This is a genomic window from Pseudomonas sp. B21-053 (assembly GCF_026016365.1).
Lineage (GTDB): Bacteria > Pseudomonadota > Gammaproteobacteria > Pseudomonadales > Pseudomonadaceae > Aquipseudomonas > Aquipseudomonas nunensis.
Window position 1 is genome coordinate 3,326,015 of sequence record NZ_CP087205.1, and the last position, 14,692, is coordinate 3,340,706.

The window sequence follows — 14,692 nt, forward strand, 5'->3', positions numbered from 1 at the left end:
TCAAACCCTCCCGATCAATTCGGCCGCAGCCATCGCGCAACTGCGCCCGACGCTGGTGCCGGCGCGCCCGTGCAACTGGAACCAGTCACTGGACAGGCCACAGCCGCATGTCGCGCCGGGGTAAAGCGTGGCCAGGTCGCTCATCACTACGGCATGCGCCGGGCTCGACGAAATATAGGGCGATACGAAGCCCAACAGGCCGGGTTGGCCGTAGGGCTGGACGCTGAAGTCAGATGGATTGCGCACGAAAACCCTCGAGTAAACCGGTACATGAAAATGATGATGGGCACACTCGATATAGGGCACCGAGTGCTCGACCGCGCCGTAGCCGTCGCGACAGCGGGCCGGATCGATGCCCAACTGCTGCTCGATCCGCTCATACAGGTGAGTCCGGGGAATCTCCTGCGCAGCATGGTTTTTCCAGCCGCCGCCGAGAAACACCAATGACTCCGCCGGTAATTTGAGCGGCGCAATGCCCGTCGCCTGCATGCGTTGCAACGCCTGCCACAGGAAGGCCGGAAAGCCGAAAATGCGCACGGGAAGTTGTTGTTCGGCGAACGCCTGCAAGGCACGGATCACGCCGAACTGATCGAATTCATGGCCGGTGCCGGTGCGACGCAGGCCATGGACGATCTGATTGACCGGCGCATAACGGCACAGAAACTGATCGGTGTAAGAGGTGCCCAGACGGTTGTCGGGTTCAGGTTCGTAGCTCAGCAACAGGTAGTTGCACGGCGTGTCCGGGGTGTCCCAGCCATAGTGCTGGAAAATCCGCGTGACCATGCCTTGGGCGGCGGCCATGCTGCGAGCGTCGTAACGCATGCGGCTTTTCTGGCCGCTGGTGCCGGACGAAGTCAGCTCCAGCGCGTCTTCACCGCTCGGGCTCAACAGCAGTTGCTGCTTGAAAAAATTGGCGAAGATCGGCGGCAGTTGCGACCAGTCATTCAGCTCATCAAGGGCCTTTTCATCCAGGCCATGGCCGCTCAGCCAGCGTTCGTAGCCGGGGGTGTGGTGGTAATGAAACAGGCTGACTTCAGCCATCGCGCGGTCGAACAGCCCCGGTGGTACCGAATCCTGCTCGTAAGGCTGCGCCAGCGCACACAGTGCGTCGGTGTAGGGAAGGTGAATCATCAAAAGTCCTTTTTGATTTGATCAGGCGGCGGCCGTGAGAGGGCAGCGTCGCAGGAAAGGTTGTAGCGGCACGAGGCAGGCCAGCCCGGCGATACTGGCGATGATGGCGAACGACTCAAGGCTGTCGCCGCCTCCGAGCGCCGCGATCACCGACCCGGCGCCGCCCATGATCGAAATTGAAATCATGCCGATCATGGCCGATACCAGTCCTTTGCTGTCCGCGCTGGAAAACAGCGCCAACCGGTACAGCGCGGCATTGCTCATGCCCAGGCCTACGGCGTAGAGCGCCAGACAGCTGACCAACCAATCCGTTGACACGCCCTGCAAGCCGACGATCAGCAGGGCAACGAGACCCGCGCAAAATGGCCACAGCCCATAGCGAATCAACTGCGCCAGCGCCACCCTGGCAATCAATCGGTCGAGCAGCAGATTGCCGAGAATCACTGCGCCGAATACCGGGATCTGCCAGAGCCCGTATTGCAGCGACGACATGCCTTGGCCGTGGATCAACAGCAGTGGCGAGAGGCCAATCCAGGCAATCAACGGCAAGCTCATCAACCCCAGGGCGAGGGATGAGAGCACGAACGGCCGGTTGCGCAACAACAGGCCGTAGCGGCGCAGGGTGGCGCGCAAGTCGAAGGGTTCGGCGATGCTTTGGGCACTGTGGCTGTGCGGCATGAACGAATACAAAGCCAGCCAGACGGCGAGGGCGGCGATCCCCAATGCAAGGAACATTTCGCGCCACGACAACCACTGCAATAGCAGGCTGCCCAGCAAGGGACCGAACAGTGGAGACAGCAGGGCGATGTTCCCCAGCCACGCCATGATCCGCACGGCATCGGCCTCGCAGAACGCCTCTTGCAAGGCGGGATAACTGACCGCGATGACAAAGCCCAGGCCCGTGCCCTGGATCAATCGCAAGCCATTGAACACCTCAATGCCCTGCACCCAATACGCCGCGCCGCACGCCAAGGCGAATAGCCCGCTACCCATGAGCAGCAGCGGACGGCGCCCATAGTGATCGGATAACGGACCGACCAGCCATTGCAGCAGGACACCGCCAGTCAAATACAGCGTGAAGGCATACGGGACATGCCCGGGACTGGCCTCAAGTTGCTCGGTCACGCCCAACATGGCGGGCATGATCAAGTCGCTGGCCATATAGGTCAGGAGTTCGAAGGCCGCGATGGCCAAACAAAAACCGGTTAAATGGAGAGGGCGGATAGTGATGGATGATGTCGGCATGACTTCCTGTCGATACTTAAAGTTTGAGGAGGGAGCTCCTGTAACGGTGTACCGAAAGACTAATCATCAAGGGAGCGGCGCTCTATAAAGCGATTGAAACGGGGGGTTTCAATGGTTTGCCACGTATTGCAAGTGGCCGGGACCGGCGAAAAATCCAAGGCAATGTGGATCCAAACTTACAAAAGTGCGAACAATCCGCTGTACGAAAAATGCCCGCGACAAGGCGGGCATTTGTTCAGGTTTAATCAAAAAGGTTGTTTTGTCTTACACGGGATTTAACAGTCGGGACTACCGATGTTGGTAATAACCCGGTCCGCCACGATCGTAATGGTGGTCACCGTGCCAGCCGCCGTGGGGGAAAATGATACAGCCGCTCAAGGAAAGCAGAGCGATCAGGGGAATCAGCAGTGTGATTCGACGGAGCATTTCAAAATCCTCATGGTTATCGCCGCAATGAAGCCAAAACTCTTCATCGGCTGTAACATGAGACTGCGTTTGCCGGCGTTTATCCCCGCCCGAAGGTAGGGGCTTGGCATGCAAACGGATACAAACCGGATACATTTCAAGATTCAGGAACCCGCAATGACCCAGTCGCAACGTTTGAAATACTCGATTCTGATCTCCCTGCTGGTCCTGGGGATCATGTTCGGCCTTTCGTATCTGCAAAACGCAGGGATCATCAGCGAGAAGCTGTTTCAGTACATCGCCATTGGCGTCGCCGTGATCGTCGTGGTCGTCAACGGCGTGATGCGCCGCAAGGTCAAGCCTTGAGCGACGCGCCCGAGACTGACTCGCTGTAGAGAATGGCAATAGCCTGCGGATGCAGGCTGTAGCTTTTGTCTGGATTGAGCGTGATCACGCCCTCACTGCATAACCGCTTCAACACTTCGCGCACACTCAGGAAGGACAGGGGAATATCCAGGTCCAGCAAATACGTGTGCACGCCGCGCACACCCAGGTTGCGCTCGCTTTCGGCGGCGCTCAGCAAGGCGTCGATGACTTTCAGGCGAATCAGGCTGGTGCGCAGGCCAAAGCTCTTGAGCAGTACTCTGATTCGTTCGTTTCCGTGGCGCTCGGCCCGTTGTTCGAAGATCCCTGCGCCCTGGCTCATGGAAATACCTTTTGGCGCATGGCTACCGTCCGTTGGCAGTTGCGAGTTGTACATTCAAAAACTCCTTTTCAGAGCCTGATCAGGAAAGGGTGATGGTGCTCTCAATCATTAAGACGAACGAGCACGACAAATCATGAAGGCTTTGATGTAGAAAATTTGTCGACGGCATGTGATCGCCATGTGATTCGGCATCGGCAAACCGTTGCGCCGCCTAAATTTGCTGATGATTTATTCGTTCCTGAGGACAGGCACATTCCGTGTAGAACGCGGGTGTGATTTTTCCAGGCCATGTCCATCAGGAGCGAGCGTGATTATTAGCAGGCAGTTAACCCGGTTGAGTCTTGCAGGTGTTTTGCTGGGGCTGAGTGTTGCGGCGAGCGCGCGCAGTGCGCCGGAACCTTCGTCCGTGGACATTCGCCGCACCAGTTTCGGCGTGCCGCACATTCGTGCAGAGAACGAGCGTGGACTCGGTTACGGCATCGGCTACGCCTACGCCCAGGACAACCTGTGCTTGATGGCCAACGAGATCGTCACCGTCAACGGCGAGCGTTCGCGGTATTTCGGCCCGGATCAATTCACCCTCGAAGAACGTGCGAACCCGGCCAGCGACCTGTTTTTCAACTGGCTGAATACCCCACAAGCGGTGGCCGGTTTCTGGCAGGCGCAAACCCCGGAGGTGCGCGATCTGATTGACGGTTACGTAGCGGGCTACAACCGCTCGCTGGCCGAACTTCAGGCGCAGGGTTTGCCGGCGCAGTGCCAGGGCGACTGGGTGCGCCCGATTGCCGCCGAGGACCTGGTGAAACTCACGCGACGCCTGTTGGTAGAAGGCGGAGTCGGGCAGTTTGCCGAAGCCTTGGCCGGCGCTACGCCACCGGCTGCGGTCGCTCAAGCGGTGGGCGGCGCGCAGTCGTTCCAGCTTGCCGCCGAACGTCAGCAGCGTTTCGCGCTGGACCGTGGCAGCAACGCGGTGGCCATCGGCAGCGAGCGTTCGTTCAATGGTCGCGGCATGCTCCTGGCCAACCCGCATTTCCCTTGGGTTGGCGGGATGCGCTTCTACCAGATGCACCTGACGATTCCCGGCAAGCTGGATGTGATGGGCGCCGCGTTGCCTGGCCTGCCGATGATCAACATCGGTTTCAACCAGCACCTGGCCTGGACCCACACGGTGGATTCGTCCAAGCATTTCACTTTGTATCGCCTGCAACTGGACCCGAAGGATCCGACCCGCTACCTGCTCGATGGCAAGTCGTTGCCGCTGGATAAACAGACTCTGACGGTGCAGGTGAAACAGCCGGATGGCCATGTCAAACCGGTTTCCCACGTGGTCTACAGCTCGGTGTTCGGCCCGATCGTGCAATGGCCCGGCAAGCTCGACTGGGACAATCAGTTCGCCTATAGCCTGCGCGATGCCAACCTGGAAAACGACCGCGTCTTGCAGCAGTGGTACGCGATGAACCGCGCCACCAGCCTCAAGGATTTGCAGGCATCGGTGCACAAGATCCAGGGCATTCCGTGGGTCAACACCCTGGCGGCGGACGATCAGGGGCAGACGCTCTACATGAACCTGTCGGTGGTGCCGAATGTGAATGCCGACAAGCTCGCCAAGTGCAGCGATCCGCGGATCGGGCTGAAGATGATCGTGCTCGACGGCTCCAACAGTGCCTGCGCCTGGGACATCGATCCGAACGCCGCGCAAAAGGGCATTTATGCGGCGGACCAGTTGCCGCAATTACTGCGCAAAGATTTTGTGCAGCACTCCAACGATTCCGCGTGGCTGGCCAACCCGGCGCAACCGCTGACCGGTTTCTCGCCATTGATCAGTCAGGACAGCCAGCCGCTGGGCCTGCGTTCGCGATTTGCGCTGGATCGCCTGGGTGCGCTGGCCAAGACCGGGAAGCTGGCCGCCGCGGACCTGCAACACATGGTGATGGATGATCAGGTGTATCTGGCGGCGCAGGTGTTGCCGGACTTGCTGAAATTCTGCAGTGCCGATGCAGCCGCGCAGGCATCGGTGTGTGCCAGCCTGAAAGCCTGGGATGGCCGGGCGAATCTGGACAGTGGTCCGGGCCTGGTGCACTTCCAGAATGTCATGCAGACGTTGCAACAATCGCCGGACATCTGGCGCGTGGCTTTCGATCCGAAAGATGCGCAACACACTCCGAGCGGGCTGGCGTTCGAGCGGCCGGAAGTCGCCAAAGCGATACGCGAAGCGATGCTCGCGTCAGCTGAATTGACCACGAAAATGGGGCTCACGCCGGACACTCGCTGGGGCGATATTCAAGTGGTGAGCAGCGGCGGGCAACAAACGTCGATCCACGGAGGACCGGGCCCGCTGGGGATCTACAACGCGATCCAGAGCGTGCCGAGAACCGACGGCAAGCTGGAAGTGGTCAGCGGCACCAGCTACCTGCAAATCGTGACCTTCGATGAAAAAGGTCCGCACGCCCAAGGCTTGCTGGCGTTTTCGTTGTCCAGTGATCCGGCGTCGAAGTACGCTCGGGACCAGACGCTGGCCTTCTCGAAGAAACAATTGAGTGTGTTGCCGTTCACCGAGCAGCAGATCAAGGCTGATCCGCAGTATCAGGTGCAGACCATTCGCGAGTCGGATGAGAAAGCCGAGAAGGTGGCGACGCAGTAAAACGCCGCTCTATCTATCTGCAGCAAACATGAAGGCCGCACCCCTCAGGGGTAGCGGCCTTCAGCTTTTTGGCGTTTGCCTGGGAATTGCATTGAGCACCGGGTTGCCGTTCTCGTTGCGAGTCAGGTACACCGGCAACACCCGGGGCAGGGTCGCCACCAGATTGTTGATTTCCTTGATGTTGTAGATGCCGCCGAGGCGGATCGAAGCGGTGCTTTTATCGGCAACCATCACAGGTTTGGCCAAGTAGCGATTGATCAGTGGCAATGCCTCGCTCAGCGGCAGGTCATCGAGCACCAGTTTGCCGCTGCGCCACGCCAGGGAGCTGTCGTTGGCGTAGGTTTCACTGATCTGCGGCATAAAGTCACCGTGGCGGAAACGCGCCTGCATCGACGGCCCAAGGCGCAACCCGTCGCCGTTCAGCGTGTCGTTGCTGGTCACCAGCACCGAGCCTTCAATCAGGTTCACACGCACCTGGTCTTCATACAGCCAGACGTTGAACTTGGTTCCGGTCACCCGAATCCGGCCTTCGGCTGCCTTGACGATGAAGGGGTGTTTCATGTCGTGGCTGACGCTGAAGAAGGCTTCACCTTTTTTCAGCGTGACCCGGCGTTCATCCTTGTAGTTGCTGAAGGTCAGCTCACTGCTCAGGTTCAGTTCCACCTGGCTGCCGTCGCTCAGGGTGACCTGGCGCACGTTGTCAGTGGATTCAAAATGCTGATAGGAGTTGGGCAGCCAACCAAGATTCCATCCGGTGTAAGCCGCCAGCGGCAGCGCCAGGGCACAGACTGCGGCGCTGAGGCCGAAGGTGCGCCAGGATGTCGAGGGCTTGCTGGGCAGGGGCACGTGCAGAGGCGGGGCGGCGGACTCTGGACGCGGCAAATCGCCGGCAACGTCCCAGATCTCCAGCATGGCTTCGTATTCGAATGCATGCAGCGGATGCGCATCACGCCATTGCTCGAACGCCTGGCGCTCTTCGGCTGTGCAGTCGATGGCGTGCAGACGCATGCACCAGTGCGCAGCGGCATCGGTGACGGCGTCGTATTCGGCTTCCGAGAAGGTGTGTTCGGTCATTGACTCATCCTGATTTGCTGCATTCTAACCTTGAGGGCAACGTATCGAGAACATCCGTCATGGCAATTACCCATCAAAGTGGAACTTATTTTTCCCCGCAAGGCCCTAAAAATAGGACCTCAATGCACAGTATCCACAAATGGAGTGAAAAAATGATCAAGAAAACCTTTGCTGCCGTCATTGCCGCTGCAACGTTGTTGAGCGCTGGCGCAGCCATGGCTGATCGTCCGGGGGCTGGCTGGATCTCGATCGAGAAGGCCATTGAAACGGCGAAGACCAAGGCAGGTTATGTCGAGGTCTATGAAGTAGAAGCCGACAACAACGGTTATTGGAAGGGCGAGGGCCGCAAGGCTGATGGTGTGGTCTATGAGTTCCGCATCGACGGCGCTTCGGGGAATATCCTGCGCGATCAGAAGGACTGAAGACGATCTCTGGGGGAGCGGGTTTGCTCGCGAAGACGGTGGCACAGTCAATATTGATACTGACTGATCCACCGCTTTCGCGAGCAAGCCCGCTCCCACAATAGAATCGTTCGGGCTTTCAGGGTGTACGGGTGTAGAGCTGGCGCCCCAGTTGGCAGATCAGCCACGATACCGAGTCAGCATTACCCAACTGCACCGCCAGCCTCACCGTTGCATTGCTCATGAAAATTACCCTGGCTTCGTCCAGGGTGTTTTTACCGGTCAATCTCAATACGTGTTTCAGGCGCCGGTCAGTGAGTTCGAACGTCGTGTCGCCAAAATCTTCCCAGATATCGTCTTCGGAATTGAACACCGTGAACAATTCCGTGAGTGGCGTTCGGCTCGACAGTGCCTTGTTCTGAAGAGTCTCCAGTGCGGTCCTGAGTTCTATCGCGCGCAGGGAGGTGGTTTCGATCAGGTCGACAAAGGGCCTCGGCGCGTCCAGGTATGCAATGTCCTCGGTCTTGCAGATCATGTGCGACAGCTCATGGATCAACGTCGCTGCCCGGGCGTGGGCACTGATCGGGAACGAGGCGTCTTTCAGGTAATTGCGGTAGAAATCGAATTTGGGGAAAAAGAACTTCTCCGCAAGGTAAATCGTGTTTCGATGATCGGACGGGATCGCAAACGCGAAGACGTTTTCCGGATCCTCCTTGGCCCTGCCGATCACAAATCGCGTGGATTTCTCTTGCCTGAGCGTCGGATCGAGTAACGCCCCGAGGATTTCCAGCACGACTTTTTCAATCATCGTCACGTGCTCGGGCAGCACTTCAGGTACATCCATAAATTCCCGGATCACTAAATTGACCGGTGTCGTTCGCGTGGGTGAGGTTTTCAACAACTGCAGATTGCGAAAGCTGTTCCAGGCGTAGGTGGTCGCCAGGTCGAGCCCTTCATCGATCAGTCTGGCCCGGACCGGAAATAGCTGGCGGATCTCAGTCATGCCGTCGGCCTGGACATTCATTCCGTAATTGACCGTGTCCCAAGTCTTCAAGCGCCGGAGCAGGTTATAGCGCTGCGCCTGAGGCTCCACGTCCAGCATCCAGTGTTTCGAAGCATTCTGCGTCGCATAAGGTCCGTCGCCCTTGTCGCTGCGGATGATCCAGCGCTTGCCGCGCTTCTTGATCGGGTACACCTTGCCGTCGATCGGCGCGTAATGCTGCTTGTTTGTCGCGTCCGAGTAGAGCCCTGATTTGCTGTCCAGCGTCAGGGTGCCGAGGTCGGCGTCAGTGCTTTCGTGACGCTGCAAGCGTGTGCGTGCGGGGGCGGTAATGTCGATCCGTTCACTGGTTGTGGCGGTGTCGGCGTCGGGCGTCGAAGGCTCGCGAGTGTCCATCGATTCGCGCAACGTCGCCAGTTGCGCCATGCCGCGGATAAAGGCTTGCAGCGCCGCTGCCCATTTGTGTTGTTGCAGGTCGTCAGCTGACGCCTTGACGTCGCGATAACTTCGCCACACGGTGATCGGGTAGGCCAACTTGCCGGAAACGAAGGTCAACGCCTGATCCAGGTCTTCGCCCAACACATGTTTGATCGTTGCCCACTCGCTTTGCCCATTCGTGTCCGATTGACAACCCAGCAACCGGGCCAGCAGCTCAGCGTTGTCTTTGAACAACTGCTTGAACAGCGACCCTTTGATTGGACTGGACGCCAGACTGGCCGGCGTGCCGGTGGCGGCCAGCCGGGTTTTGCACCGGGCCCGGTCTGCCGGGGACAAGCTGTTGAGTACCCAGCGTTGCAGTGCGCCGCCGGTTTTCAGTTCGGTCAGCAGCGTGCTTTCGCTTAGATACTCCTTGACCCCGTGTTCCGGGCTGTAGGGCGCCAGCAGGACCTGAGGTCCGTCCGCGTCTTTTTTTGGCCCGATCAAATAGACCCCGGGCGCTTTGATCGCCGACTCATTGCTGGCGCCCGACAGCTCCAGCGGGCGGATGATCGCGTTGCTGCCTTCCACCGCGTCACGGGCAATCGCATCGGGCATGTCGATGACTTGCCGGATCAGGTCAAACCCGGTGGCGCTCAAGCGCTCCTGGAGTTTCTCGGTATGGGCGTAATGCAGTAGCTGCCACGGCAACTGCGCGGCAAAGCGTTGTCTGCGGGTCGCGGCATCGGCATGGGATGGGGCGAAGGCCTGGGTCAGCTCGACGCGCTGATGTTCCCCCGGCTTGAGGTTGCGGATCAGGTTCTTGATGTAGGTTTCATCGAGCCCGGCGGGCAGCGCCTTTTGGGTCAGCGATGCCGGTTTGAAGCTGAGCGTGTCCAGGTTGTGCAGGTGGATCAAGGCAAAGGTCGGCAAGGACTGGGTTCGCGCATCGGACGTTGCGCGGGCGCTGATGCGGATATCCACGGTGTCCGGGTCGATGTCGTGCTTGTCGGCTTTGAGTTGTTTGTACAGTTCATGATGCGCCGTACGTTCCAGAGAGCGGATACCACTCAGGTAGTCCTTGTCGTCCGTGACGTTGTTCAGGTACTGCGCCAGCAGTTCGGTGTGCAGGATCTGATCTTCCAGCGATGCGTTGGCCAGCCACGCCGGGAGTTTTTGCCTGGTGATCAGGGACTGGGCAATATCCGTCGCCTGTTGCAGACCGGTCTTGGGCACCGCCAATGCAGTCAGATTCAGCAGGTCTGCCCGATGTTGGGTGGGCAGGTTCGAGGCCAGTGCGCGCTCGACGAAGGTTTTATCCAGTCGAACATGAGACTTTTGCAGGTGTTCAAGAAAATCTTCTTGAATCAGTTGCAGCGGCGCAAGCGTAAAGGCCCGGCCGGGGACGCGTTCGTCACGCTCCAGGTTCTCCAGCAAAGCGTGGCGCTCGAAATCACTGAGCAGGCGGCGGTTGAGTTCGGCCCGCATCGGTGTCAGTGAGGGAAAGGTTTCAAAGCCCAGGGCCGGGGTCCACAGGACGGTTTTGCCGGAATGCTCAGGATCCAGGCCGCCCCGTTCGGTGAGCGCGAAACAACTGGCCAATTTCAACGGGGCAGCGCCGTCGGACTTCAGCTCCAGGCTAAATACATCCGGCAGGAAACCGTTCAGGGCAGCGCGCTTGAGGCGCACCGGCGTATCGAGGACGGTCTGCACCATCGCTTGCTCCACGCTGCCCAGCGTACGGCTCAAGCTTCGCAATTTTAGTTCGCTGCGCAACGCAGTCGACAGCGTATGGGCGAACTTGGGTTTGAGCAGCTCAAGCGAAGCGCGAACACTGTCTTCAGCCTGCGCAAGCGTGGTGACGGTACCAGGAATGGCTGGGTGTATTTGCAGTTGCTGTCGCAGTGAATTGTCGACGCTGGCCAGCAACGCCAACTGTTGTTTGGCCGAGTCTGCACGCACGGTGGCCGGTTGCGCGCTCCAACGCTGATCGGCGCGGGTACTCCAGCGGCCATGGGCGTCGACTGCCAGCAGCCGTTTATCGAGCAAGGCGCGCACGTCTAGCGCGTTGTCGAGCAATGCATGCGGGTCCAGCACGCCGGCGCTTTCGCGGTAACGGCTCAAGGCGTAGGACAGGTTCTGCCGCTGCTTGGCCATCACGTCCGCCACCCAGTGTGCGAACACCGGGCCGGCAATTGGTACCCCGACAATCAGCCGTTGCTGTTCCTCAAAGGACAGAAACAGGCCACGTTCTTCGAGGGCCAGGAAGTTGAACAGATTGTCATCGTGGCCCTCGCTTTTCATCATGCCCAGCAAGGTGTTCTTGATCTGGCCAAGGTTGCCGCTGGTTTCGACCCCTCTGGTCTGGGTGTACAGGAACGCGTTGGCCTTGTCGGTGCCGATCATCAAGGTGCAGGCCGGTTCGACGTAGTGTTTGAGCGGCGCCGTGATCTGAACTTTCTCGATCCGCACCGGATCGTTCGAGGCGGGCAGATCGTCGGTGCCCGCCAGGGTGACGTCCATCAACCGCAGGTATTCCTCGCTGCTCAGGATGCCTTGCTGGCGTTTGAGCATGAGGTCCACGCAATAGGTGTCGCCGAGGCTTTGCGCGAAAAATTCCGAGCGAGCCAGGCCGTTGCCCATGGGGCTGTTCCAGAAGGTGTCGAGCAGGCTGCGTAGATGCGGCGTCAGGCTTTGCGCGATGTCCTTGATCGCCACTTCCCACGCCAGATTGTCGGCGTCGATGTTCGCGTTACGGGCCGGGTGGACGAAAACCCGGGTGTCGCCCTCCGGCCACTGGTTGTTGAGGTAGTAGTGCAGCACGGCTTCGCTCAGCGACAGTGACGACAGTTGTCGCTGAGGCGCATTGCCGGCAAAGCTGTCCAGGCGAGTACGGCGCTGATCCAGTCCGGGAAAGTGCCGGATCAACGCGTTTTTTAGTGCGTCGTCGAGCATGCTACGCAGGGTTGGGCACTTGATCAGTTCGGCCAGCATTGTCGTGATGTTGTGGTGCTGATTGCGCTCGATCACGGTCTGCTGATCCTGGAACACTGCACCCTCAACCGATTGGGTGGAAACGCTCAGGTTGTTGGCGGCCAGGACGGTGCAACGCTGCTCGATAGACAGATAGCGCAGCAACTCGCGTTTGCCGGCCGTTTCGCCAAGCCATCGCTTTATTGTGCTTTTGAGGTCACTGATGTCGGCATATTTGATCAGGCCTTTCCAAGGGGTGTAGAGCGTGGCTTCGCCGTCATTGGGCCGGCTCATGGAAAAAGCGCCGGCCAGTGAGATCGCCGCTCCGCTGTCCGGGGTCAACAATATTCGTTGCACTTGCATGCCGGGCGTGTGCGCCAGGCGGGCGGTATCGGTGGCCAGGTAAACCGCCTTCAGCCACTTGAGGTCATCGATGCTGAAGCTCAGGGCTTTTTCGCGATCGCCGGGTTGCCGGGCGATGGCCGCCGTTTCGGCCTCGTCAAAAAAATACGGGAGCGGGGGAGCTGTCATGGTTTTTCCTCGGTCAGTTTGAGGAAAAACAGTAAGGCCGGCACGAAGCCTTGGTGCGGTACATATTGCTTGAGTCGATCCTGTTGCCGAGGCTTGACAGGAGCCCTCCAGAACAGCGATTAATCGCCGATGTATTACCGGGTCGCCGCAAAACCCCATTTCAGCCTGTAGCCCGAACTCAATAATAAAACTGGAGCCTCAGATGACCGCAACACCCGTCAGTTCGAACACCGAACCGCTTGATTTCGATTCACTCGTTGTGTTGCTCGAACACGTCTTCCTGCGCCATGGCACCTCCACCGACGTTGCCCGGACCCTGGCCCTCAATTGCGCCGGTGCCGAGCGCGACGGTGCCCACAGCCACGGTGTGTTCCGCATTCCCGGTTATGTGTCGACGCTGAAAAGCGGCTGGGTCAATGGTCAAGCCGTGCCGGTGGTCGAGGACGTGGCCTCGGGGTTTGTCCGGGTCGATGCCGCCAACGGTTTCGCTCAACCAGCGCTCGCCGCTGCCCGTGGCTTGCTGGTGGAAAAGGCTCGCAGCGCCGGGATTGCCGTGCTGGCGATCCGCAACTCCCATCACTTCGCCGCGCTCTGGCCGGATGTCGAACCCTTCGCCTATGAAGGCCTGGTGGCGTTGAGCGTGGTCAACAGCATGACCTGCGTAGTGCCGCACGGCGCCGACCGTCCGCTGTTCGGCACCAACCCGATTGCCTTCGCCGCGCCACGGGCGGACGGCGAGCCGATTGTCTTCGACCTGGCCACCAGTGCCATCGCCCACGGCGACGTGCAGATCGCCGCGCGCAAGGGCGAGCGCTTGCCGCCGGGCATGGGCGTGGACAGCCTCGGCCAGCCGACCCAGGACCCGAAAGCGATTCTTGAAGGCGGTGCGTTGCTGCCGTTTGGCGGGCACAAGGGTTCGGCGTTGTCGATGATGGTGGAATTGTTGGCAGCGGCGTTGACCGGCGGCAATTTCTCCTTCGAGTTCGATTGGTCGAACCATCCAGGCGCCAAGACGCCGTGGACCGGGCAATTGCTGATCGTGATCGATCCGAACAAGGCCGCCGGGCAAAGCTTCGCCGAGCGCAGCCAGGAACTGGTGCGGCAGATGCATGGGGTTGGGCTCAAGCGTTTGCCGGGGGATCGGCGGCATCATCAGCGTGCCAAGTCGGCGGCTGAGGGGATTCGGTTGGAACCGGAAGTGTTGGCGAATTTGCGGGAGTTGGCTGGGCTCTGAATTGCGCACCTGTGGGAGCGAGCCTGCTCGCGAAGAGGGCATTACATTCAACATTAATGTCGACTGTGACGCCGCCTTCGCGAGCAAGCCCGCTCCCACAGGGGGATGTGGCTAACCGAAAGGTTTAGCGACGACCGAGCAGCAACCCGACCACCAGGCCGAAACCGGCGGAGATCGCTACGGTCTGCCACGGATGGCCACCGATGTAGGATTCAGTGGCATCGACCGCAGGCTTGGTGCGCTCGCGCACACTGGTGACGGATTCCAGTGCCAGTTGCAGCTTCTGGGCGACTTGCCCACGCAGCGTATCGGCTTCTTCACCGACCAGTGACGCGCTGCTCTTGAGCAGTTTGTCGGATTCTTCGATCAGCGCCTGAAGTTCACTGAATGCCTGGTCCTTGATTTGGTCTGCGGCGGTTTGTACGGCTGTTTTGCGGGCCATTGAGTAACTCCTTGCGGGTAAGTGGGCAGTGAACAATGGAGTCTGCGGCGATTGAAAAAGTTGCAGTGAATTTGCGTGCAGACTCAACCCCGGAGAAAAATCCAGGGTCGGAGAAATCCTCCTACAGTGTAAGATGTCGCCTATTTACGCCGCAGGTATTTCCCATGAGCTTCAATCTGGCCGACAAACCCCTTGCCGAGCGCGCTGCGCTTGAAGACGAAAAATCCCGTCTGTTCGACCTCTGGCAAAGCAACCTGGGCAAGTCCAAGGGCGAAGCCGCACGGTTGTTCGGCGAACGGGCCAAACGCAAAGGCAAATGGGCCGAATGGGTTCGCTCCGAGCTCGACCTCCTGTCGCCGCCCGAGTACGCCAACATGGTGCGCAGCGAAGTTAATCGCTTGATGGCCGCCAAATAATTTCCGATAACCCCAATCCCTGTAGAAGCGAGGCTTGCCCGCGATAGCGATCTCGAGGACGCCTTCGCGGGCAAGC

11 protein-coding genes are annotated in these 14,692 nt (G+C 59.4%); 5 read left to right on the plus strand and 6 right to left on the minus strand.

Translation table 11 applies throughout. The features are described from left to right. Together LOY68_RS15300 and LOY68_RS15305 are read right to left on the minus strand one after the other, a co-directional pair. Positions 1-1,131: an acyl-protein synthase gene (locus LOY68_RS15300; protein WP_265045612.1), complete on the minus strand. Its 1,131-nt coding sequence runs from the start codon at positions 1,129-1,131 to the stop codon at positions 1-3. 21 nt (positions 1,132-1,152) lie between these two features. After that, the gene (locus LOY68_RS15305) at positions 1,153-2,376 is read right to left on the minus strand and encodes an MFS transporter (protein WP_265045613.1); all 1,224 of its coding nucleotides are present in this window, start codon (positions 2,374-2,376) and stop codon (positions 1,153-1,155) included. A gap of 582 nt (positions 2,377-2,958) precedes the next feature. On the opposite strand from LOY68_RS15305, the gene LOY68_RS15310 reads away from it, so the two are divergent. Further along, a complete protein-coding gene (locus LOY68_RS15310; RefSeq protein WP_163909977.1) occupies positions 2,959-3,147 on the plus strand; it encodes a hypothetical protein in 189 nt (62 codons plus the stop codon). On the opposite strand, the gene LOY68_RS15315 is transcribed toward LOY68_RS15310, so the two are convergent. After that, positions 3,137-3,541 (minus strand): fe2+ zn2+ uptake regulation protein, encoded by a 405-nt coding sequence (locus LOY68_RS15315; protein ID WP_265045614.1) that lies wholly within the window; start codon positions 3,539-3,541, stop codon positions 3,137-3,139. The genes LOY68_RS15310 and LOY68_RS15315 overlap by 11 nt on opposite strands. A gap of 253 nt (positions 3,542-3,794) precedes the next feature. Here LOY68_RS15315 and LOY68_RS15320 point away from each other — a divergent pair, with 253 nt between their 5' ends. After that, on the plus strand, positions 3,795-6,128 hold the full coding sequence (locus LOY68_RS15320; RefSeq protein ID WP_265045615.1) for an acylase: 2,334 nt from the start codon (positions 3,795-3,797) through the stop codon (positions 6,126-6,128). Positions 6,129-6,188: 60 nt separating this feature from the next. Here the strand turns inward: LOY68_RS15320 and LOY68_RS15325 are convergent, their stop codons facing one another. After that, positions 6,189-7,202: a FecR family protein gene (locus LOY68_RS15325; protein WP_265045616.1), complete on the minus strand. Its 1,014-nt coding sequence runs from the start codon at positions 7,200-7,202 to the stop codon at positions 6,189-6,191. A gap of 152 nt (positions 7,203-7,354) precedes the next feature. Between LOY68_RS15325 and LOY68_RS15330 the strand changes: the two genes are divergently transcribed. Continuing rightward, positions 7,355-7,624: a PepSY domain-containing protein gene (locus tag LOY68_RS15330; RefSeq protein WP_054046388.1), complete on the plus strand. Its 270-nt coding sequence runs from the start codon at positions 7,355-7,357 to the stop codon at positions 7,622-7,624. 118 nt (positions 7,625-7,742) lie between these two features. Here LOY68_RS15330 and LOY68_RS15335 read toward each other — a convergent pair whose 3' ends face one another. Next, complete coding sequence (locus tag LOY68_RS15335; RefSeq protein WP_265045617.1) at positions 7,743-12,524, minus strand: dermonecrotic toxin domain-containing protein; 4,782 nt, start codon at positions 12,522-12,524, stop codon at positions 7,743-7,745. A 202-nt stretch (positions 12,525-12,726) separates the two neighbouring features. Between LOY68_RS15335 and LOY68_RS15340 the strand changes: the two genes are divergently transcribed. Further along, positions 12,727-13,758, plus strand: coding sequence for an Ldh family oxidoreductase (locus LOY68_RS15340; protein ID WP_265045618.1), 1,032 nt, complete (start codon positions 12,727-12,729; stop codon positions 13,756-13,758). Between the two features lie 124 nt (positions 13,759-13,882). On the opposite strand, the gene LOY68_RS15345 is transcribed toward LOY68_RS15340, so the two are convergent. After that, on the minus strand, positions 13,883-14,200 hold the full coding sequence (locus LOY68_RS15345; protein ID WP_054046382.1) for a DUF883 family protein: 318 nt from the start codon (positions 14,198-14,200) through the stop codon (positions 13,883-13,885). 164 nt (positions 14,201-14,364) lie between these two features. On the opposite strand from LOY68_RS15345, the gene LOY68_RS15350 reads away from it, so the two are divergent. Further along, positions 14,365-14,616 carry a hypothetical protein gene (locus LOY68_RS15350; RefSeq protein ID WP_054046380.1) on the plus strand — a complete coding sequence of 84 codons (252 nt, stop codon included), beginning with the start codon at positions 14,365-14,367 and terminating at the stop codon, positions 14,614-14,616. Positions 14,617-14,692 lie beyond the last annotated feature (76 nt).